This window comes from Desulfopila sp. IMCC35008, from assembly GCF_010646885.2.
In the GTDB taxonomy this organism is placed as follows: Bacteria; Desulfobacterota; Desulfobulbia; order Desulfobulbales; family Desulfocapsaceae; genus Desulfopila.
The window spans coordinates 5,435,666-5,457,950 of record NZ_CP050700.1; the positions used below are offsets into that span (position 1 = coordinate 5,435,666).

The 22,285-nt window shown below is 49.8% G+C and carries 19 protein-coding genes and 1 riboswitch; of the genes, 8 read left to right on the forward strand and 11 right to left on the reverse strand.

Going from position 1 to position 22,285, the window contains the following annotated elements; all coding sequences use genetic code 11:
* The first annotated feature begins 642 nt into the window (after positions 1-642).
* The 5 genes from GA520_RS23225 (at position 643) to GA520_RS23245 (ending at position 6,755) form a co-directional block, all read left to right on the forward strand.
* Positions 643-1,659, forward strand: coding sequence for an XdhC family aldehyde oxidoreductase maturation factor (locus tag GA520_RS23225; RefSeq protein WP_163335804.1), 1,017 nt, complete (start codon positions 643-645; stop codon positions 1,657-1,659).
* Positions 1,656-2,651, forward strand: a complete 996-nt coding sequence (locus GA520_RS23230; RefSeq protein ID WP_163335805.1) for a DVU_1551 family NTP transferase — start codon at positions 1,656-1,658, stop codon at positions 2,649-2,651. The genes GA520_RS23225 and GA520_RS23230 overlap by 4 nt, the downstream gene beginning before the upstream one ends.
* A gap of 106 nt (positions 2,652-2,757) precedes the next feature.
* A riboswitch (cobalamin riboswitch) is annotated at positions 2,758-2,995 on the forward strand.
* Between the two features lie 123 nt (positions 2,996-3,118).
* The gene (locus GA520_RS23235; protein ID WP_163335806.1) at positions 3,119-4,111 is read left to right on the forward strand and encodes a sirohydrochlorin cobaltochelatase; all 993 of its coding nucleotides are present in this window, start codon (positions 3,119-3,121) and stop codon (positions 4,109-4,111) included.
* A gap of 185 nt (positions 4,112-4,296) precedes the next feature.
* Positions 4,297-6,072 carry an SLC13 family permease gene (locus GA520_RS23240; protein ID WP_163335807.1) on the forward strand — a complete coding sequence of 592 codons (1,776 nt, stop codon included), beginning with the start codon at positions 4,297-4,299 and terminating at the stop codon, positions 6,070-6,072.
* 188 nt (positions 6,073-6,260) lie between these two features.
* Positions 6,261-6,755, forward strand: a complete 495-nt coding sequence (locus GA520_RS23245; protein ID WP_163335808.1) for an HPP family protein — start codon at positions 6,261-6,263, stop codon at positions 6,753-6,755.
* Between the two features lie 35 nt (positions 6,756-6,790).
* On the opposite strand, the gene GA520_RS23250 is transcribed toward GA520_RS23245, so the two are convergent.
* The 6 genes from GA520_RS23250 to GA520_RS23275 all read right to left on the reverse strand — a co-directional run bounded on the left by GA520_RS23250 (position 6,791) and on the right by GA520_RS23275 (position 13,612).
* Positions 6,791-7,900: a GGDEF domain-containing protein gene (locus tag GA520_RS23250; protein ID WP_163335809.1), complete on the reverse strand. Its 1,110-nt coding sequence runs from the start codon at positions 7,898-7,900 to the stop codon at positions 6,791-6,793.
* Between the two features lie 251 nt (positions 7,901-8,151).
* Positions 8,152-9,156 (reverse strand): ABC transporter ATP-binding protein, encoded by a 1,005-nt coding sequence (locus tag GA520_RS23255; RefSeq protein WP_304511265.1) that lies wholly within the window; start codon positions 9,154-9,156, stop codon positions 8,152-8,154.
* Positions 9,153-10,115, reverse strand: coding sequence for an ABC transporter ATP-binding protein (locus tag GA520_RS23260; RefSeq protein WP_163335810.1), 963 nt, complete (start codon positions 10,113-10,115; stop codon positions 9,153-9,155). Before GA520_RS23260 ends, GA520_RS23255 begins: the two co-directional genes overlap by 4 nt.
* Positions 10,116-10,117: 2 nt before the next feature.
* On the reverse strand, positions 10,118-11,032 hold the full coding sequence (gene oppC, locus GA520_RS23265; RefSeq protein ID WP_370362816.1) for an oligopeptide ABC transporter permease OppC: 915 nt from the start codon (positions 11,030-11,032) through the stop codon (positions 10,118-10,120).
* Positions 11,029-11,952 (reverse strand): oligopeptide ABC transporter permease OppB, encoded by a 924-nt coding sequence (gene oppB / locus GA520_RS23270; RefSeq protein ID WP_163335812.1) that lies wholly within the window; start codon positions 11,950-11,952, stop codon positions 11,029-11,031. The genes oppC and oppB overlap by 4 nt, the downstream gene beginning before the upstream one ends.
* An 82-nt stretch (positions 11,953-12,034) precedes the next feature.
* Positions 12,035-13,612: a peptide ABC transporter substrate-binding protein gene (locus tag GA520_RS23275; RefSeq protein ID WP_163335813.1), complete on the reverse strand. Its 1,578-nt coding sequence runs from the start codon at positions 13,610-13,612 to the stop codon at positions 12,035-12,037.
* Between the two features lie 490 nt (positions 13,613-14,102).
* Between GA520_RS23275 and GA520_RS23280 the strand changes: the two genes are divergently transcribed.
* Positions 14,103-14,498 carry a GatB/YqeY domain-containing protein gene (locus tag GA520_RS23280; protein WP_163335814.1) on the forward strand — a complete coding sequence of 132 codons (396 nt, stop codon included), beginning with the start codon at positions 14,103-14,105 and terminating at the stop codon, positions 14,496-14,498.
* Positions 14,499-15,629: 1,131 nt separating this feature from the next.
* Positions 15,630-15,839: a rubredoxin gene (locus tag GA520_RS23285; RefSeq protein ID WP_163335815.1), complete on the forward strand. Its 210-nt coding sequence runs from the start codon at positions 15,630-15,632 to the stop codon at positions 15,837-15,839.
* A 103-nt stretch (positions 15,840-15,942) separates the two neighbouring features.
* Here GA520_RS23285 and GA520_RS23290 read toward each other — a convergent pair whose 3' ends face one another.
* The 5 genes from GA520_RS23290 to GA520_RS23310 all read right to left on the reverse strand — a co-directional run bounded on the left by GA520_RS23290 (position 15,943) and on the right by GA520_RS23310 (position 21,464).
* Positions 15,943-17,619 carry an FAD-binding protein gene (locus GA520_RS23290; protein ID WP_163335816.1) on the reverse strand — a complete coding sequence of 559 codons (1,677 nt, stop codon included), beginning with the start codon at positions 17,617-17,619 and terminating at the stop codon, positions 15,943-15,945.
* Positions 17,620-17,648: 29 nt separating this feature from the next.
* On the reverse strand, positions 17,649-18,434 hold the full coding sequence (locus GA520_RS23295) for a 2Fe-2S iron-sulfur cluster binding domain-containing protein (RefSeq protein WP_163335817.1): 786 nt from the start codon (positions 18,432-18,434) through the stop codon (positions 17,649-17,651).
* Positions 18,435-18,481: 47 nt separating this feature from the next.
* Entirely contained in the window at positions 18,482-19,366 is an 885-nt protein-coding gene (locus GA520_RS23300; protein ID WP_163335818.1) for a CoB--CoM heterodisulfide reductase iron-sulfur subunit B family protein, read from the reverse strand.
* Between the two features lie 8 nt (positions 19,367-19,374).
* The gene (locus tag GA520_RS23305; protein ID WP_163335819.1) at positions 19,375-19,782 is read right to left on the reverse strand and encodes a 4Fe-4S dicluster domain-containing protein; all 408 of its coding nucleotides are present in this window, start codon (positions 19,780-19,782) and stop codon (positions 19,375-19,377) included.
* Between the two features lie 653 nt (positions 19,783-20,435).
* Entirely contained in the window at positions 20,436-21,464 is a 1,029-nt protein-coding gene (locus tag GA520_RS23310) for a hypothetical protein (RefSeq protein ID WP_163335820.1), read from the reverse strand.
* Positions 21,465-21,783: 319 nt separating this feature from the next.
* Between GA520_RS23310 and GA520_RS23315 the strand changes: the two genes are divergently transcribed.
* On the forward strand, positions 21,784-22,227 hold the full coding sequence (locus tag GA520_RS23315) for a universal stress protein (RefSeq protein WP_163335821.1): 444 nt from the start codon (positions 21,784-21,786) through the stop codon (positions 22,225-22,227).
* Positions 22,228-22,285: the final 58 nt, after the last annotated feature.

The window sequence follows — 22,285 nt, forward strand, 5'->3', positions numbered from 1 at the left end:
CCCCGGCTTTCCCTCTCATTGGCACCGGCTGATTCCTTTTAGAATTATTCCACTACAGCATCCTTCTAACGTACCTTCATTGTCAGAAATCGTCAGGCCTTGTCATTATCAGGAAAAGCATCACAGGTTCAAAGATGGAGAGACTCTTGGCGAGTCGTTCCTTGCCCGTGAAAATCTGCTTAACATTGCCCATCCTTTCATGGCTAACGTGTACGAGTTACCAGATAAGTGACAGGGCTACAGGAGCATACTTTACCACTCATCCTATGCCTCTGGTGCAATCACCGCCAGACTGAATTCCATAACCGGCAGGATGCAATCTTGCCAGTTATCATCAGGCGGTTTACTTTGCAGTAATGAACTGGACGATTTGCTCTAAACCCAACCGGTCCTTCTCGATTACAGGACCATCCCTGGATCGTCAGACAATGGAGACAAACTCGATATTCTCTACTCAGCACACTCCGGTTTCAGGGCATTTAAACCGCTTATCAGCTCGCTTTTGCTTTGTCATCCAATTCTCCAGGTGGCGGTGAGTGTAAATAAGCTGCGGCGAGGTGAGATACATGAAGTTGAAACGTGTGGTACCGATCACACCCTGAAGCGAGCAATAAGCGATAGACGAAAGTAATAGGACAAACGATGCGATTTATTCTTGATACACTTACTCAACATCTTCAAAAAAATGAACCGGTTGTTATTGGGGCAATAATACGCAGTTCCGGCTCCGTACCCAGATCTTCCGGCGCACGAATGCTGGTTACAAAGGACGGAACGCTCCATGGCACTGTGGGCGGCGGAGCTTTGGAAGGTCAATGTCACAAGGTAGCCAGGGAGCTTTTTGAAACTGAAAAATCATTCAGGTTGAAGGAATTCTCCATGACCGCAAGCGACGCTGCCGACGTCGGCATGGTCTGCGGAGGCGCCGCCACTGTCCTGCTGCAGAGGATCGAGCCCGAGCAACTGTCGATGCTCACAAAATTACAGGAGATGTATCTGCGGGCCACCAGACCTGTTCTCATTACCGCAATCCCTCATGGGGGCGCGGTTCCCAGCATGGCAATTTTCGGGGAGGAGCAAGAATCATCACTCATCCCGGAGAGTATCCTTGCAACCGTACCTGAAAAAAGCAGGAGAGAGCCATACCTGCTGAACGAGAACACCCATGATTATTTTATCGAGCCCCTGGCTCATCCGGGTGTGGTACACTTGGTGGGAGCCGGTCATGTGGCGCTGGCAACCGCCCGGATGGCTGCTTTCACAGGGTTCGAAGTGGTTGTCATGGACGACCGTGAGGAATTTGCCAACAGTTCGCGTTACCCGGAAGCCAGGGAAGTGCGCGTCCTGGAGAATTTCGACAATTGCATCACTGACATGGGACCTGGCGATTATGTAGTTATCGTCACCCGGGGCCATATGCATGACAGGGATGTTCTCGCCCAGAGCCTGCAAACGGAGGCTGGCTATATCGGCATGATCGGCTCCAGTAAAAAACGGAAGGCCGTCTACGATTCCCTGCTTCAGTCCGGTTTTACCGAAGCCGATCTGCAGCGGGTTCACAGCCCCATAGGGATCTCCATCGGTGCAGATACCCCTGAAGAGATAGGGATCTCCATCGTTGCCGAATTGATACAGGTCCGTGCGGGCCTCAACACATGAGAACCGGGGTAATAATCCTGGCAGCAGGCTACTCCTCACGGATGGTCGAGTTCAAACCGTTACTGCAGATAGCTGGCAGGACAGTTGTCAGGCGGTGTGTCGACCTCTTCAAAAACAGTACTCCGGAGCAGACCATCGTTGTCACCGGCCACCTGGCTCATGAGGTTGAAGCAGCCCTCGGTACATCAGCAGTCTCTGTTTTCAACCCGAACTTTGACAGCGGCATGTACAGCTCAATTTGCAGGGGGGTAAAAAACCTGCATAGGGATCTGGACGGTTTTTTCCTGCTGCCGGTGGATATCCCGCTTATTCGTCCCGCGACCATCGACATACTGCACACCTCTTTTGATGGCTCGGCTGTACTGTATCCCCGATTCAACGACAGGCGCGGCCACCCGCCGCTTATTCCCGCGCACCACATCCCGGCTATCCTTGCTTACAATGGTGACGGCGGCTTAAAAAAACTGTTGCGGAGTTTTCCCAGCCGCGACATACCGGTATGGGACCGAACGGTCCTGATGGATATGGATACAGAGGAAGATTATACTGTTCTCAGACAATTTCACACCTCCATGAGCATCGGCAGCCGCGAAGAGGTGGCGATACTTGCCCGCACCACTCTCCCAGCCAAAGGCCTGGCCCATGGAAAAGCGGTTGCCGAGATCGCCCTCAAACTTGGAGAAGCCCTGTCAGCAAATGATCTTCAGCTGAACCCGGACCTGTTGCACAACGCCGGTCTGTTGCATGATATTGGCAAAGGGCAGCCAAACCATGAACAGGCAGGGGGAGAGATCGTCGGTCGCCTAGGCCTCACAGGCCTTGTCCCATGTATAGGCAACCATCAGGATTGTATCAGCCTGGCTGGAAAGCTGTCGGAGGCAGAACTCATCTGGCTGGCCGACAAGTTGGTCCAAGGAACGTGCCCGTTAACCGTAAAACAACATTTTGAGAGAGTTAGCGGTAACTCAATCGATACTATCCTTGGCAGGTAGCAGGCCCTAAACCACGTAATCGAATTGCCTGAGAGAAAACCGGTGGTACTTTGTAGCACACCGTTTTTATGATATTTTCTTGACTTATCGCTATCGATATAGTTGTCTGTCTGTTATGAATTCAGGTGCCTGTATCAAGGCTGTACCCATGTTGCACTGCATCTATGCATCGCGGGTCATAAGGGAACCCTGTGAGAATCGGGGACGAGCCCATCGCTGTAACCGGGGACGAAAGCTGCAACAAGTCACTGACATATCTCTCTTGCTTCATTGAGTGGTTGGGAAGGCGCAGTCAGTAGGATTATCCGGAAGTCAGAAGACCTGCCTGGAGAAAAGTCGGGGATCTCCCTCTGGACAAGGGCCCCCATTATAGATACGAGATAACAGGGCATCCCGGATCATTTTCTATTAATGGTCGGGGATTTTTTTATGCCGGACCAGCTATACCTTTTGAGGAGAAAAAAATTATGACTAAGCTGTTGCACACCCTTTCGTATGTGATTGTCCTTTCTCTTTGTATGGCTGTAACTGTTGCCTCTGCTTCAGGCACCATGGGCAAACCGGGTAGTGGCAAGAACGCCATTCTCCTGGCAAGCTTCGGAACGACTGTACCGAAAGCCGTATCAGCCATCACCAACATTTCCGATACCGTGAGAAAAGCCTACCCGGAAACAGAAGTTCGCATCACCTTTACTTCCAATATCATCCGCTCCATATGGAAAAAACGCCAGGCAGAACCACAAAAATGGCTGGACCAGGGAATCCCGGAAGAAATCCTTTATATAAAAAACTTTATTGCCACTGTCGGCGACCTGCTTGAAGACGGCTATACCAATATCGTCGTCCAACCAACCCATATGTTTTTTATGGAGCAATCCCACGATCTCCAGCAGTATGTCAATGGACTGGCCTCCATCCGCACCATGAAAGATAGATGGAAGCCGATCGACACCCTGGTTATGGGCCGCCCGGCACTCGGCATGCCTGGTGACACATACTCCTACCATGAAGACGTTGCAGCCGTGTGCAGGACCCTTGCCGGAGATGCAGAAGCAGCCAGGAAAAGCGGCTCCATGCTGGTCTACATGGGCCATGGCAATGAGCACTGGTCAACCGGAATTTATACGGAAACACAGAAAAAAATGCGCGAAATGTATCCGGATGTAGCAACCTTTATTGGCGTTGTTGAAGGTTCACCGTCCTTGGATGATTTTATGAGCCATCTCAAGTACTCAAAGACCAGGAAGGTAATGCTCAAACCGTTTATGATCGTTGCCGGTGACCATGCCACCAACGATATGGCAGGTCCTGAAGAAGACTCCTGGAAATCGATCCTGAACAAGGAGGGTTATGATGTCCAGCCGGTATTGAAAGGATTGGGTCTTAATAATAATTTCGCCGCTCTCTTCGTCGATCATATCGCTGATGCAGCCAGCGATGCCGGACTTACTTTAAAATAACGAACAGACTGCACCTCTTTGAAAAAGAGGGTGAGTAGTCAATCACGACACACTCGTTTCACCGCGATAGCAGGATTCCCTGCTATCGCGTCCTCCCTCCCCTACCCAATCCCACCTGCCGTACTTACTTTATAGAAATTGTTCTATTTCACGAATTCACCATAGCCCCCAACGGTTTTATTATTATGGAAACCTGGATCATCACGCTTATCCTGCTGGCAACGCTTTACCTGCTGATCACTGAAAAAATTTCCGTCGACCTCACGGCCATCGGCATCATGGTACTGCTGGTAGTCAGCGGCATCCTCTCCCCTAGAGAAGCAGTCGGTGGATTTGCCAACCCGGCTGTCATTACCGTCGGGGCCATGTTCGTGGTCAGTAAGGGCATGATGCGTACGGGTGGTGTCGAGTTCCTGGGCAGGCAGGTTATCCGGATGGCTGGTGGCAATTTTTCAGTAGCCCTGACAATTGTGCTCATTTCCGTGGCTGTTGCTTCCGCCTTTATCAACAACACCCCGGTGGTTATCCTCTTTATTCCCGTGGTCATGGCGATGTGTTGTGAGTACGGTCTCAGCCCTTCAAAGTTTCTCATCCCAGTATCCTACGCCTCGATTCTGGCAGGCACCTGCACCCTGATCGGGACCTCGACAAACATCATCATCAGCGACTTGAGTTACGATTCCGGCTATGGGGCCCTGTCGATGTTTGAACTCTCCATTATTGGTGTGCCCATTGCCGTTATCGGCATTATCTTCCTCCTCATTGCTGCCCCCAAGGTCTTGCCGGATCTTGCCAATCCGGTCTGCCACCTCCAGGACAGTGAACACAGGGAATACTTGGCGGAACTCCAGATCCAAACAGACTCACCACTGGTTGGCCACAGCTCTGGAGACATCTTCAACAGCCGTTATCCCACCCTGCAGGTCCTCGAAGTCATTACCGGTACCCAGATTCATTACCCCGGCCGGGAGGAAGTTGCCCTCCAGGGTGGGGATATACTTCTGGCCAAGGGATCACTCAATGATCTCGTTGCTATCCTTCATAAAGAAGGTGTTGAACTACCCAGTTCTGAAAAAGGGTTGGTTCTCGGTGCCCAGAAAGATGCCCCCATTGTCGTTGAACTCATTATCTCCCCACACTCCACCCTGCGCGGTAGAAAACTTTACAACACCGACCTGGCAACCGATGAGGACGTGCATGTTATTGCCGTTAAACGAAGTCATCTCCATCTCAGCGAACGACAGATTCACGATGTACGGCTCCAGACCGGGGATATCATCCTTATATGGTGTTCGGAATCAAAACTGGAATCCATTCGGGCCGGCAAGGACTGCATTGTCATTGAAGATGTCTACGAAGAGATAATTCATAAACGAAAGGCCATCTGGTCGATAGTCAACTTTATCGGCATGGTAGGGACCGCAACACTTGGCCTTGCCGATATTATGACCTGCGCCCTGACCGCCGCCTTCCTGATGATTGTTACGGGTTGCCTGCAGATGCGAGATGCCTACAAGTCACTGCAGGGCGATGTCCTTTTATTGATCGCAGGCACCATTGCTCTCGGTACGGCCATGCAGAAAAGCGGCACCAGCCAGCTGTATGCTGAGGCCTTCCTGAAACTGTTCGAAGGCATGTCTCCGACTCTGGTGCTGGGAGGGATTATCCTGCTCACCAGCATTTCAACCCAGATACTTTCCAATAACGCCACGGCCGTCCTGCTTCTGCCCATAGCCATCTCCACAGCCCTCGGCATACATGTAGATCCCAAACCATTTATTATCGGCATCTCTATTGGGGCGAGTGCCTGTTTTGCCACTCCGGTAGGTTATCAGACCAATCTCATGGTGTACGGACCGGGCGGATACAGGTTCAAGGATTATCTCAAACTTGGTATCCCCTTGAATATTTTCGTGGTTGTCACAGGAATGATACTCATCCCGATCATCTGGCCTTTTTAAGGAATCCTTCAGGGTTACCGGGAGCACCACAGATTACAGGGACAGCCATCTGTGTTCGTTATTTTTATCATAAATATATTTGATAAAAACGGATTTTGTATGGTACTATTAGAACATCCTAAAATGGATAATATGCACTCTATTATCACCTTCCCACCGGCAGTGTAAAGCGAACCTCTGGAGGCATTATGAAAGTTAAGGACATAATGGAACCGCTGACCAACTGGCTCACACCGGAAATGTCGATCCTTGAGGCGATCCGAACCATGCAGCACACAAAACGCGGACACGGATTAGCCGTAAACGGCATTGTTGTACTCGATAACGAGATGAGATTGGTTGGGATCCTCTCAACGAGAGATATATTACGAGTTGTTATCCCTTCTTTCATGTACTTGCATGAAATTACAGATGAAAAAACCTGGGTCGGCCTCCGCCTTGATCGGACAGAAAAGCTGGATTCAATGACGGTGGGAAAGATCATGACCGAAGATGTCCGGGTCATATCCTATAACGAAACTATTTTGCGTTGTGCAGACCTGATGCTGGTGGAGCAACGAAGGAGATTACCGGTAATCGGTACTGAAGGGAAAGTCGTGGGGGTCGTCTACCTGCGCGATGTATATAATGCTGTCACCAATCTACTCTGCCATACCAGAAGTGCGGAGGTGGCCGTCGGCTGACAGGTCATGCCCACAAAAAAAGAAGGTGGGAACAGTTATGAACAAACACTATTCCTGCCCCTGTTCTTCGCCTTGTACAAGGCACTGTCGGCCTTCTCGATAAGCTGTACTTCCTTATAGCCAGGATAAGGCGTACAGCTTGCCACCCCGACACTCACCGTAAACGAGATTTTCATATCTCCATGATACTGGTCTATGTCCTCTGCGCGTGCCCGTATCCTCTCGGCCACGAAGAGTGCATGTTCCAAATCATTGCCGGGCAGGATAATTGCGAACTCCTCTCCACCATACCGGGCAACGATATCTGTCTCCCGCTGCACTTCACTTTGCAATACCAGCGACAGTCTCCGTAAACATTCATCACCCACCAGGTGACCATGCCGATCGTTGATCACCTTAAAATGATCGATATCGATTAATAACAGCGAAATACTTGCCTGGACACGGGTAGCCGCCTTTATCTCCTTCTTCAGGGAACTGTCGAAAAAACTCCTGTTCTTGAGGCCGGTCAGCCCATCCAGGGCATTCAACCGCTCCAACTCTGTATTATACCTCTTTATCATAAAAGAATATTTTAGGGCCCGCCAGTACTCCCGATGCTGAATCCGGGTGATTGAATACATACCAAGCCAATAAATACCAAAAACAAGACCCAGTGACAAATTGTCCCCGGCAAATAGAAAAGCGGTGACCATACCGGGCAGTAAAAGGCAGCTGATCAGTCCGATGGTTAAGACCCGGCTGGCCAACAGCGCGGTTACACCGCCACCGGCAAGACCTGCAGTACAAATGATGATAACCAGTGAAAACGGCTCAAGTTCGGGGAGAATCATTGACAGGGAACAGAGAGCGCCCCAGCATATTGCGGGCAACCAGATAATGGGATAGAAGAGCAACTTCCAGCTTAATGCACTCTTCCGGTAAATCGTTTCGAAAGAGATCATCAGAAGGACCCTGCCAGCACTCAGGAGAATAAAAACGACCGTGAACCACAGGCATATTTCAGGGGAGCTGACATAGAGTTTGTTCGGGATAATATTGGCAAACCAAAGTAAAAGATAGATAAAGCAGCCGGTAACGGACCTCCGATTTATATCGCCTCTTGCCGTAAACAGCATCTCCTCATTTATGACAATATCCTTCAATGATATGTTGTCCCTAATATATCTTTGTTTCAGTATTGTGCTCCTCCTGAGGATACTACGACAGATAGAATTTTACTGCCACCAATCGTGGTGCCAAGACACCATTACTGCGCCTTAATGACGGGTTTAAAAACAAGGACAGTGGCTGGAAAACGGAGTTCCGTCTGAATAGGCAGCAAGGAACAAAATTCCCGCTTCATTCTGACTGTGAAACGGGTATTTTGTTTTTCGGTACTGAATTAAATTCTGCATTATTGCTGCTCCCAGAAGTGACAGGCAACCTGGTGATTGGCTGCGACCTCCGTAAGAGCTGGTTTCTGCTTCGCGCATAATGGCTGGGCCAGCGGGCAGCGGGTACGGAAAACACAACCAGAGGGAGGGGCCAGCGGTGAGGGCAGATCGCCTTCCAACACGATCCTCTGCTTGTTTTTTTCCTTATCCGGGTCAGGAATTGGCACAGCGGATATCAACGCCCTGGTATACGGATGCTTTGGGGCTGCATAGAGGTTTTTCTTATCCGCAATCTCCATGACGTTCCCAAGATAAAGGACCATAATACGGTGACTGATATGCCGTACTATGGAAAGATCATGGCTGATAAAGATCAGTGACAACCCGAAGGTTTTTTGCAGCTCCTGAATCAGGTTGATTATCTGGGCCTGGATGGAAACGTCAAGGGCTGAAACCGGTTCGTCACAGACAATGAGTTTTGGTTTCAGAATCATGGCCCGGGCGACACCAATACGCTGACACTGCCCTCCCGAAAACTCATGGGGATACCGGTTGATCATAAGTGGCAACAGGCCCACCTGCTCCATCATCTCCGCGACACGCTCTTTTTTCTCACCATTGCCTAACTCCGGATAGTGGACGGTGAGCGGCTCGGCAATAATATCACCGATGGTCATACGCGGGTTGAGACTCGCCAACGGATCCTGAAAGATAATCTGCAGCTCCTTGCGATACGAGATCATCTCTTTCGGGCCCAGCCCCTCAATATGGTCCCCCTGCCAGACGACCTGACCTCCGGATAAGTCAAGCAGTTGAAGCACACCCCGCCCCAGCGTCGATTTCCCACAACCCGACTCGCCAACTATCCCGAGGGTTTCCCCGCTGTAGATGGAAAAGCTCACGTCATCAACCGCTTTTAACGGCGTCGGGGGAACAAACAGCTTGCCTGAATCAATGGGGAAATAGACCTTGAGACCGTTGACCGAAAGAATCGGATTCTCTGTTGTATTCACGCTCATGCTCATACCATTTTCTCCAGGAAACAGGCCTTCTTACGATCTCCTTCAATATCCTCCAGAGGCGGTCGCTCCAGGTTGCATTTGTCCATCGCATAAGTACAACGCGGGGCATAGCTGCATCCATCCGGCAAATCCTGCAGATCGGGTGGCTGACCCGGGATGGTATACAGGGTCCCCTCTCTCTCCTCATCAAGCCTCGGCATGGAGCTCAGCAGACCTTTCGTATACGGATGCTGGGGATCATGGAAGACCTCGCTGACCGTAGCCTGCTCGACGATCCTGCCCCCGTACATTACCACTACCCGGTCGCTTAAACCTGCAATAACCCCCAGATCATGGGTGATCATGACAGTGGCCATATTCAGTTCACGGCCCAGCCGGGCGAGGAGTTCGAGAATCTGGGCCTGCACGGTTACATCAAGGGCGGTAGTTGGTTCATCGGCGATCAGCAGTTTTGGCTGGCAGAGAAGCGCCATGGCAATCATGACACGCTGACGCATACCACCTGAAAATTCATGGGGATACATGCGAAACCGTTTTTTTGATTCCGGGATACCCACCAGATCCAGCATCTCGATAGAGGTCACAGCAGCCTTTTCCTCACTCATGCCACGATGTTCCACCAGCACCTCGGTCATCTGCTTGGAGATCCTGAGATACGGGTTGAGCGATGTCATCGGGTCCTGGAAAATCATCGAGAACTCGACGCCACGGAGCCGGTTGAGATCTTTTGGGCTGAGGCCAAGGATCTGCTCCCCTTCAAAATACACTTTGCCTTCAGTCGTACCATTTTTAGCCAGCAACCCCATAAGCGACATGAAGACCTGGGTCTTACCGGATCCGGACTCACCGACAATACCGAGACATTCTCCGGCCTGGACCGAGAAACTCACGTCATTAACGGCGCAGACCTCGCCGTCATGGGTGTGAAATCGTGTGGTTAGATTCTGTACATCAAGCAGCATAATTATCTATCCTTCGGGTCCAGGGCATCGCGCAGACCGTCACCGATGAAGTTAAAACAGAAAAGGGTCAAGGCCAGGAAGGTCGCAGGAAAGATCAGCAGCCACGGGGCTGACTCCATCTGCTTCGCTCCTTCTGATATCAAAACCCCCCAGCTGGTCAACGGCTCCTGGACACCCAGTCCGAGGAACGAGAGAAAACTCTCTGTCAGGATTACCATGGGAATAGTCAGTGTCATATAGACGATGACCGGACCCAGCACATTGGGGATAATGTGGCGGAGAATAATTTTCCAGTTCGATACACCCACTGCATGGGCCGCTTCAATAAAGTCCTTCTTCTTCACCGACAGGGTCTGGCCCCTCACTATCCGGGCCATGGTAAGCCACTCGACGGCACCGAGCGCCACAAAAATAAGAAAGATATTCCGGCCAAAAAAGACCATCAGCAATATCACAAAAAACATAAACGGCAGGGAGTAAAGAATATCCACTATCCGCATCATCACGTTATCCGTCCGTCCGCCGAGAAAACCGGAAGTCGCGCCGTAGGTCACGCCGATAAGAAGACTGACTGTGGTGGCAAGGACCCCGACCATAAGCGAGATGCGTGCCCCATACAGGGTCCGGACAAACAAATCCCGCCCGTTTCCGTCAGTGCCAAACCAGTGTTTGAGCTCCATATTGGGCGGACCGGGAAAATCGTACCCCCAGTCCGGTTCATCATAGGCCCATGGTGAGAGCAGGGGTGCAACAATCGCCAGAACCACGATAATGGAGAGCAGTATCATGGAGACTACTGCCGCTTTATTATGAAAAAGTCGCCGCCGTGCGTCCTGCCACAGGGACCGCCCCTTCACCACTTCTGCCGACTCAAGCCCGTTAAGCCCGTCTTGTATGTATGATTTCGTTCCCACTATTCAACCTTCACTCTCGGATCGAGGAACCCGTATATCAGGTCAACGATCAAATTCAGGCAAATGATGAGAACCGCATAGAAGATCACAACCCCCATCACTACCGGATAGTCTCGATTGAGTGCACCGTTTACAAAGTATCTCCCGATTCCGGGTACATCAAAGATCGATTCGATAACCACCGAGCCTGTAATAACTGCCGCCGTCGCAGGACCAAGATAGGAGACGACTGGTAGTAAGCCACCCTTTAAAGCGTGCCGGACTACTACAATTTGTTCGGTCAACCCTTTCGCACGAGCAGTCCGGATATGATTGGAGTGCATGGTCTCCACCATGGAACCACGGGTCAAGCGGGCGACATAGGCTATCTGCGGCAGGGCCAGGGTAACAACCGGCAATATGGAATATTGCAGGGCTCCCCCCCCCCATCCGGCCACCGGCAGCCAGGAGAGATACACCCCAAACACCAATGCCAGAAGCGGCGCCATGACAAAGTTAGGGATCACAATCCCCGTCATGGCCATGCCCATCACACAATAATCGAAAGTGGAATTCTGGTTCAGTGCGGCGATAGTCCCGGTAGTTACCCCGAACACAATAGCGAGAAAAATTGCTGCCATTCCGAGACGAAGGCTCACCGGGAATCCTGCCTTGATGAGGTCGTTGACGGTAAAATCGAGGTATTTGTACGATGGGCCGAAATCCCCTTGCAGGATATTCTTCATGTAGTCGATATACTGCTCGTGGATCGGCTTGTCGAGATTATAGGCTTTCAGGATATTGGCCTCGATCTCCGGCGGCAACTGTCGCTCGCGGTCAAACGGACCGCCCGGAGCCATGCGCATCATGAAAAAGGCAATGGTAATGATAATGAAGAGTGTGGGAATAGCACTTCCCAGACGACGAACAGCGTAAGCAAACATCTGATTCTCCTGAAGTTGTCCGGATTCAAAAGACAAAAACATCACAGGAGCCGCCAGGGCTCCTGTGATGGATTATACAAAACTACTTCAGGGAAACATAACGCCAGCGATGAATGTCTTTCGGGTTATCTTCAAATCCGACAACTTTCTTGCTGACGAGGTTCTTTGATACATAGTGATAGATAGGGATTACCGGCTGATCAGCCATAGCCATAGCCTCGGCCTTACGCATCAACTCACCACGCTTAACAAGATCGGCGGTAACCTCAGCCTGCTTCATCAGGCTGTCATACTCCGGATTGGAATACCGGCCATAGTTGTTCGCTCCGGTCCGGGTTTCAAGCAGGTACAGGAAGTTCTGGGCATCATTATAGTCGGCAATCCAACCGGCACGGGCCACCTGGAAATCACCTTGCTTGAGGTCAGCGTAGTGAACCTTTACTTCTGAATTGAACAGTTCGGTTTTCACGCCAATCTGCTTCCACATTGAAGCTACGGCAACGGCGATACGCTTGTGATTTTCAGAGGTGTTGTACCTGAGCGTCAGCTCCAGAGGGTTCTTCTCGTCATATCCGGCTTCTTTAAGCAGGGCCTTGGCCATCTTCACACGCTCGCCATACGGAGTGTCTTTCCACTCAACTTCTGCCGGGTTGTCATAGTAGGCAACTCCCGGGGGTACGAAGGAGTACGCTGCAAGCTCACCGGTCTTCAGCACCTTGTCGACGATAGCTTCACGATTGACAGCCATGGAAAGAGCTTTTCTTATGCGAACATCGGTAAATGGCTCTTTGGCGGAATTAATCGGATAATAGTAGCATCCCATGTAAGGAGCAATACGGGTCTCATCCGGCAGGTTCTTTTTCAGCCACTCGATCTGATCGGAGGCAAAGTCCATCGCGACATCAATCTCACCCGCACGAAAACGCTTTTGTACCGCTGCACGGTCTTCCTGGGTGTAAAAGGTGATATCGTCGATCTTCAGATCGGCAGCGCCCCACCACTTGTCGTTTTTGGTCAGCTTCACGTGGGTGTTCGGCAGCCATTCAACAAGTTTGTATGGACCGTTCACAACCATATTCGCCGGCTTGGTCCATTCCTTGCCTTTTGCCTCGATAACATGTTTGGGAACGGGATAAGCGGTGTAATGGGTCAGCAGTTCAAGAAAATACGGAGCAGGTCCGGTCAATTTGATCTCGAGGGTATAATCGTCGATAGCTTTTACAGCCAGAGTCGAAGCTTCCGCTTTACCGGTATTAATTGCTTCCGCTCCTTCGATAATATACAGCAGGGAGGCATATTCTGCTGCGGTCTCAGGCAGCAGGATACGCTGCATGGAGAAAACAAAATCATTGGCGGTCAGCGGAGTGCCGTCAGACCACATTGATTTGCGCAGCTTGAAGGTATACGTCTTACCATCTTCTGAGACGGTCCATGATTCCGCAACACCTGGAACAGCTTTGGACTTTGGATCCTCAGTCGTCAGACCGAGAAACATATCTCCGACAATGTAATTCTCCCAGGTACCGCTCACCTTATGTGGATCAAGTGATGCAGGTTCACCCATGGAAGCAACACGAAGGGTGGTTCCGCCAAAAGCAGCGGTCGAACCCAAGATCGCAAAGCAACACAATGCTACCAACAACGCATGGACTCTTTTCATCGAATTCCTCCATTAAATTGATTTTTTTTTGCTGTGATATAAATAGATTATTATCGCACAGCAGCTACAAGACTCCTCTTGTTCCAGGTGTTTATTTATACCTAATTCGATCTTCTGGCAAGACCGAACAGCCGATCTGGTTCAAAATAAGAACCAGTCAACAACTCGAAAAAATTAAGCCCCCTTGGCTATTTCAGGGCCTCATCCTTATCATTGTATACAATATATTAAAAGTTCTGAATAAAATTAGGAACCGCTACATTTCGGTAGAACAAAAAAATATGGCCATTTTTCAAATTTACCCACTCCGGTCTTTTAATTGACCATGGGGAGAGCAACAGGTAAATTGTAGCATTATTTTGTTGTACCATCCAAACCCGTTAGACGATTAGCATCCTGAACAGTCTATACGGTTCTGTCAGGCTCCTGCCTGACAGAAGGAATACCTTCATTGTTAACACCCGGAAACTATTTTACAAGGAGAATATATATGAGTTTACAAAATACGATCCAGGGCGGCTTGAAAGACGCCATGAAAGCAAAGGATTCCGTAAAAACCGGTGCCATCCGTATTTTAATAGGGGAATTTCAGCGTCAACCTGAAAAAGAGTTGAGTGATGAACAGGTTATACAAATCATCAAGAAACTCATAAAATCGGAAAAAGAACTGCTCGCCGCCTCAGGTGAAAGTGATACGGGGTATATTACGGTGCTTGAAGGGTATTTGCCTGCCCAGGCGAGTGAAGAGGATATCCGGGCCTGGATAGCCGGCAATATCGATTTCTCTGAGTTTAATAACAAGATGCAGGCAATGCGCCCTATCATGACCCATTTCGGTTCAAGCGTGGACGGAAACATCGTTAAGAAAATCCTGCAGGAAATGTAAAAAAGGAGAGAAAATCAGAAAAGTACAGAATGCTATTCCGACGAGGAACATGCCAGATATGCTGTTCACAGCGTCGGAATATCATGTGCTTGTTGACCTGTTCACCTCATGGTTCACCCTTTGGACCAGCACTTCAATCCTAGCTAAACCCGGTCGTCATAATCAGTTGCGACCTGAAGAGATGATAGTAAATACCTGGCATGCCAGGCTAAACCTGTCTCTGCACCCCACCTGTACTTGACGGTTACAGCCTGGCAAACCTGGTATTTACAGTCATACGATGCCTACTGCTTGTACTTCTTTGCACCGTACGTTTTCATTATAGCAACCGCCATGCCAGATTTCTTTTTCTTCCCGGCAAAGAGCCAGATGACTCACCAAATTTACATTTTATATAGTTATTTCTATATTTTATATAATATTCTTTACCGAATGGTATTCCTATCCTTTCATTTGTCTGTACTTCTTCCTTATGACTCACGACTCAAAGTCCTTCCAAATCTGTAAAACCGGATTAACCCTGCCTGAAAATCATTCATCATGTTCTTACATTCAGGAAAAACACCCCCTTCTATAGATTCTTGCAAAAGGCTCTATCATACTGTATTGACAATTCATAGTTCTTTTCTATCTGATAACTGAATCCAGCAAAACAACGTCTGAAAAATCAGACAGATTGACAATCACACCGCTATACCTAGTCAGGTTCCGCCGAAATTATCACGATATTCGTCTACAATTAACCATGACATTCATGGAGGGGATGCCATTTGCTACATTATAATCCTCTGCAAATCCATGTCCCTCCATACAATGTGTGCAATATATATCAACCTCGCATGATATTGATCTCATGAATGACCAGATATACACATGAGCCGCCAGAGCCAAAATCGCTCCGTTTTTTCAGACAAGATATCGTCCTTGCCACATAAAAACATCACGCCTGCATCATCCGGATTTCGAAAACCCATTGAAATAGAGTGAAAGAACGTGATAAATTAAGAAAATTGCCAGCGACCTTCCGGTTCCCTGTCTTCTCTCAGCCGATATATGATTGAACGGGTACTAGGGTAAAGGTACGCTACTTACAGCAGTTTCTGCCATACACACCTATCAGGAGGAATCCAGATGGCCCTGCCCAAGGACATGTATCAGTGCCAGATCAGTAATTGCGGATATATTTACGACCCGGATAAGGGGGAACCCAAAACCGACACACCGCCAGGAACCGCATTTAAAGACCTGCCGGATGACTGGTCCTGCCCGTTCTGCCAGGCCAGTAAGAAAAGCTTCCGGCCCCTGGCCGGCCCTGGTTCCGTGCTGGCAGACGGCATATAATTCCCGATGTAAGACAAAAACCGCCATACCTTTTCAGTATGGCGGTTTTCAGAGAGGAGTTTACAGCTACAACAGTACTACTTTTTGGTCCTTCACCTTCAAGTTAGACGCCAGGGGTACCTTCAGTCAATGCTTCCGGCCAGCGTTTTTTCGCAACCTCGTCTGTTGAATAGTCCGGCAGAATGATCGGGGCGACAGCCGGATTTTCAATCCCGGCCTCTTCCAGTTCTTTCTCGAACTTCACCACGTGGTCGAGACTCAAATCCTTCACCTCGACGCCACCGTTAACATATTTTGCAGCCCCAATACCGGCCCTTCGGCCAAAAGTTATGATGTCCTGCAGGCTGTTGCCCATCAGCCGGTTCTCACCATGGACACCACCGATAACCTCACCGGCACCGTACAATCCGGCCAGTTCAGTTTCTGAATCACCATTAACGTTGATACCACCGTTCTGGTAATGGAGTGTCGGGTAAACAAGCATCGGTTGCTTGCTGATATCGATTCCGTGACGCTCAAACTGAATAAACTTGGCGGGCAGTTCTTTACGAACAGAACCTGGCCCGTGCAGCTCCTCAATCATCGGGGAATCGAGCCAGAGACCAACACGCCCGGTAGGGGTCATGATGCCCTTGCCCTTTTCCATCGCCTCCTGGATCAACTCTGCAGATTCAACATCACGCGGCTCAAGCGGGAAGCAGAACTGCTCACCGTCAACATTTAAGACGTGGGCACCAAGGCCACGTACCTTTTCGGTAATCAACAGGCCAACGTTTTGCTCCGGATACGCAACACCTGTCGGATGATACTGGGTGGAGTGCAGTGACTTATTGCCAATACCTGCGCGATATGCCATCACAACACCGTCCATGGTTGCACCGTAATGATTTGTCGTAGCAAACCCTTTTACGTGAAGACGGCCGAAACCACCAGTGGCCATGACCACAGCCTTGGCCTTGACCACGGAAAATTCCTTGGTTTCCATATTGAACAATATGGCACCGGCACATTTACCGTCACTATCGAGCAATAACTCAATCGCCGGACTGAACTCAAGCACCGTGATTTTATCCGCCCGGTTCCTGGCCTCATCCCGTACCACCCGCATGATCTCTGCACCGGTCATATCGCCGGATGACTGCAGCCTCTTGCGTGATGATCCACCACAGTGACGAACAACGGTCCGACCATCTTCATACTTGTTAAACATCATGCCCAGGCTCTCAAGCCAGGCAATGGAAAGAGGTGCATCCTTGGCTAACGCTGCGACCAGGTCACGCTGGTTGGTGAAATGGCCACCACCAATCGTGTCGAGAAAATGATAATAAGGAGAATCACACTCCTGGGTCGCCGCCTGGATGCCGCCTTCCGCCATGATAGTGTTGGAGTCGCCGTGGCGCAGCTTATTTGCGACTATTACATCACAGCCCCCATCTGCTGCCATAATGGCCGCAGAGGTACCTGCGCCGCCGCCGCCGATGACCAGTACATCAGTCTCATGATCAATCTTCTTCAGATCAACCAGTCCAGGACGCACAATAGATTTCGACTCAAGTAATCGTGCTACACCTTCCTGAAAAACGTCGCCCTTATTAGGTCCGACCTTTACTTTCAGCTTGGCGTCCTCCTGGTAATCCGGATGATGCTTCCCTAATACCACATCTCTCTCTGCCATTGAGAGGGCAGGATAATGCTCGCCTCTCTTGGCCATCGCGACACGCTCGGGGCGGGTTGCCTCAACTCTTTTTATCAGTTCCTGTAATTCCGGTGTATATCCCATGATAATCTCCTGGATTAGTTATGCCCGCATTATAAATGGCTTGTATCCTGAGGCATCCAGGTTCCCGCCTCTGCCATATCCGGCTCGCGCTCCCTCTCGACATACCTCTTTTCAAGATCTTCCTTCGACATTCCGCTCATTTTATCGAGCATCGGATCATACTTTCCGCCTTCGATTTCACCGACCCTGTTTTTCAGGTGTTCGGCCTGCGGCTGGATAAATCGGGCAAACACCCTGCGGGCCAACTGGGCGATATGATATTGAGGTATTTCACCCATACACCTGCTGGCGCAGAGTCCGCACTGGATACAGTCAAAGGACATTCGCGCTGCTTTTTCAATATCTCCCTGTTTGAGGGCAGAGATATAGCCGAGGACATCGACATCCATGGGACATGCCTTGGAACAGAGATTACAGGCGACACAGCGGAACAGCTCAGGGTACAAGGCATGAATCGCATCCGCCAGGCCGTTCATTTCCTCTAGACTGTAATCGGCACGGTTGGCCGGGAAAAACGGGATCTGGGCAAGATACATATCCGGCTCAACCACCGTCTGGCAGGCAAGCCCGAAATGCAGTTTATAGTCGCCCGCCATCCGGTACACTGTAGGACAGGCACCACAGATACCACCGCGACAACCGGCACCGCGCAGGAAACGAAAACCCGCAAACTCCATCGCCTTCATGATGGTCAGCGTCTCCGGCACCTCATACTGCTTGCCCATGACATAAATAGGGATGGTCTTGGCGCCCTCCGGTAAGATTGCCCGGTCCCCTGTAGCTACTTTGGGTGTTGTTGCACTTGTTTCACACATGGTTTATCTCCATTCACTCATAAGATCTATGCTCGCCTTGCCAAACCTTAGGCAGCGACCAGACATTTTTTCTCTTGCAGTAATTCCAGACTCTGGCTGTCATTTAGCTCAAAGTGACAAACCTCCTGTTCAAGACCGAGGGCCACCGCCAGTAACTGGGTGAAGTAGTAGGTAGGCACGGTCTTTTCGATAGCGCCCTTCTCCATCATCTGCTTTTGCTGCTTACCAAGGTTATACTCACATAATGGGCAACTGGTAGCCAATGCCTCTATCCCACTCTCGGAGGCACTGTTTAAAACAGTTGCGGCAGCCTGGTTCTCACCCGGGGCCACCCCGAGCACCTGGTACGAGCCGCAGCACTTGTCCGCAGCCGTAAAGGGTACAACCTCCGCCCCCAGGGCTTCGAACAGCTTCGTCATCAGCTCAAAACTGCCGAAAGGCTCAATTCCAACATCGGCAGGCCGCTGCAGTGTACACCCGTAATAGGTACCTACCTGCAGGTCGCTGAGCGGTTGCTTCACCGCTTCCTTTATTTTATCCCACCCCACCTGCTCGGCAAGAAAGGTGAGGTAGTGCACAACCTCGACCTCGCCCGCATAATCAATTTCGTCATCCATAAACCGATTGATGGTATCGCGTTTTTCCTCATCTTCGCGCATCAATTGATTCGCCCTGGCCAGGGTGTTGTAACACATGGCACAGAGGGTCACGAGCTTATCAGCTCCTTTTTCTTTTGCCCTGATAAGGTTGCGTACCGGCCCCACCTGATGAATCAGGTCATCGGCCGTAAGTGAATAAACAGCTCCGCAACAGTTCCAGCGGTCAATCTCCTCAACCTCGACACCCAGCGTCTCCAAAGAGGCAATCGCCGCCTTATCCAGATTCCTGGCTTTGGTTTTAAGGGTGCATCCTGGATAATAACTAATCTTCATTGCTCTCCCTAGCTGGTCAATTTTCTAAATCCGGCAACCAAAGCGATCTGCGGCAGTTCCGCAATTGTTTCGGCTGACATTTCCGAAGGCTCAATATGATTTTTCCCGGTACGCAGTGACAACTGCCGTAAGGCTTCCATCACCTTGGCGATATCGATACCCCTGGGGCACTTGACCGTGCACGCATGGCACGACGCACACTTCCAGTAGGTGTTGATATCCTCAAGTTTGCTCTGCAACCCGAACTGCGCCAAATGCATAACCTTGCGGGGGCTAAACTCCATTTCTGCAGCCATAGGGCACATACCGGTGCAGGTAGCGCACTGCATACAGACTTTGACGTTTTCCCCACTCAGCTCATTCAGCTTCCTGATCGACTCCGGTGAAAGAGCCCCTGCATTCATCTTCAATGTCATGTTCACTCTCTTCCTGGAAACTGTAAATTTGCGGTCGACTTGACAGCCGACACACATTTGCCTCCAACAGGACAACCATTGAGGAAGAGCCCGGGAGACAGTTCTGTCTAAACAATAGACCATTCAATGTAACATTATTACCAGATAGCACAACACAAATCAACATGCTTTTAATCATGTATTTTCAATGTGATAAACTATTACACTGAATGAGGGCTCATTTGGGTCAGGGTCAACTTGCCACTTTCGCGAAACGTTGTTAATTTGTTTTCACTGCAAGATACCGCCTCTCCCTCATAACCACAAATGCAGAAAGGGCCTCGATATCCCAATGTTTTTACAAAAAAATACAAATGAGACACTTCTGTTTTCAGATAATGACAGATCTTGTCAGCAGAAGCAGAGCAAGAACAGGGATATGTGGTCCAATCAGAATCGGAACACAATTATTGGACGGGGATACGAACAATATGCATGACAACATCCCTCTGTAAATGAAAATATGACGATCCATGCTGTCTTCCGGAGGCACCAATGCGACGTAGTCCAGCACCTTTACGCCTAATTATTTTTTGGGGAGGGGCAAACAAAAAAAGCCCGGCAGAAATACCGGGCGTCTGATTGGTGAGGATACCGGGTGGTACGATAAAAAATTACTGCTGCGCGTCCTCTCCCTGTTCTAAGGGGTCACAGTCGACCTCCACTCCGCAACTTTCATCCTGGACCGGTTCCGGTTGGGAGTAGTAGGAAGAAACATCAGATGTGGTCTGAACACTCATCTCATTCTGCCCATAATCGGACGGGACTGGTGCAGAAAGATTTTCTCCGGCTTTTGGGTAACAGTTATCCTCAAGGTATGAGAGAATCGTGCTCTTCCCTTTACGCACCGCCACCTCATTCTCACTCTTGACCATCAGGACCGGTATCTCACTTATCCCCAGATTTTTCAGAAAGCTCTTATTTATCTCGGGAGAGTAACTACCGGACAATACCGAACCAGCTACGCCAATCGACTCAACCTCGCTGACCGGGTTGAAATTTACGGAACAGGTAAAACTCTCGTCAATGGTCGCAATGACATCTTCACAATGGGGGCAGGTGGCAGAAAAAAACAGGAAAAGCCTATCATCAGCTGTCTCCCGGTGCAGGCGGGCATATGTCCCATCAGTAAGATCCGTCTTGTCAGCTTGAGTGGCGGGGGTAAATTCCAGGGCTGAAAAAGCCAGTACCACGGAGGCAAACATAACCAGGCCGACAAAAAGCTGACGAAGTCCGACAAAGAGATTTAAAAGCACTATTGTGCCAAGGATAATCAAGCAATAGGAACAAAAAACCTGGGCAATGTAGTGCTGGAATGAGACCAGCACACCCTCAGCGGCCAACCCGGCCGTGAGTAGCAACCTGCCGCTTTTTAACCAGAACTTCGATCCGTTCCTGCCATTATAAAAACAGCAGAGCAGGATAAGAAAATATAAACAGCCGGCAAGATTGAAGACAAGAGGCGGCACCCTGGTCAGGCTTTCGACAATCTCGCACCCATCGTTGAGACAAAGGATGTCACCACTCAAGACGATCAGTCCTGCCTGGACCGCTGTCCCGATAACACCAAGGAAAGAAAGTAGAATAACAAAGCTGATTGCCCAGGGAACAGGCTCGTATTTTTTGTATGATTGTTGCAGCATAGCTAGATATTACAGCATGAATAAATAGTGACTTAATAGTGACTTGGCTTTCAACAGGTTCGGCTCGGGTAACAACCAGGCAATTGTACCCATTTCAAGGATATTTGCACATAAAAAACAAGGAGACATTTTCCTTCAATAAGCTAAGGCGCAGATGATATAATGAATATACGGAGGGAACTACTACAGGGATTTACGGCATACTGTCTTACGTTCGCGGCGTACTGCAACCGATCCACACCAGGAAACCTAGAAGGGGCAGACTATCAGGACTGTGCGATTACTATTCAGGGTTTCCAAAAGATGAAGGAGGAACTCCATGGAAGATATCACTAAGATTGTGGTCCCGGTAGACCTGGAAAAACACACCAAGAAAGTTGTTGATTTTGCCATTTACATGGGAGGGAAAATCGACGCACACATCAGCCTCATCCACGTCACAGAATTCTATTCACCAGGTGACATGATGCTCGGTAGTCCATCGCTTGAGACCTTGAACAACGAACGGGTACAGCGGGCGGAAGAAACCATGAACAACCTGATAGAGGACAGCAGGAAGGCGTACAAAAAAATAAGTGGTACAGTCATGAAAGGGGAAATCGTTGAGACCATCGTACGATTTGCAGCCGACGAAAAAGCGGGGTTGGTCATCATCGGCACCCATGGCGCCAAGGGGCTGGAAAAAATCCTTCTCGGCAGCGTTGCAGAACGGGTCCTGAAACGCGTTCACTGTCCAACCCTTACCATGAATCCTTATAAATGATGCACCCAGCCACTACCCTTCCCGCCTGATTGCGGATTCAGGCGGGAGCAGGACTCTT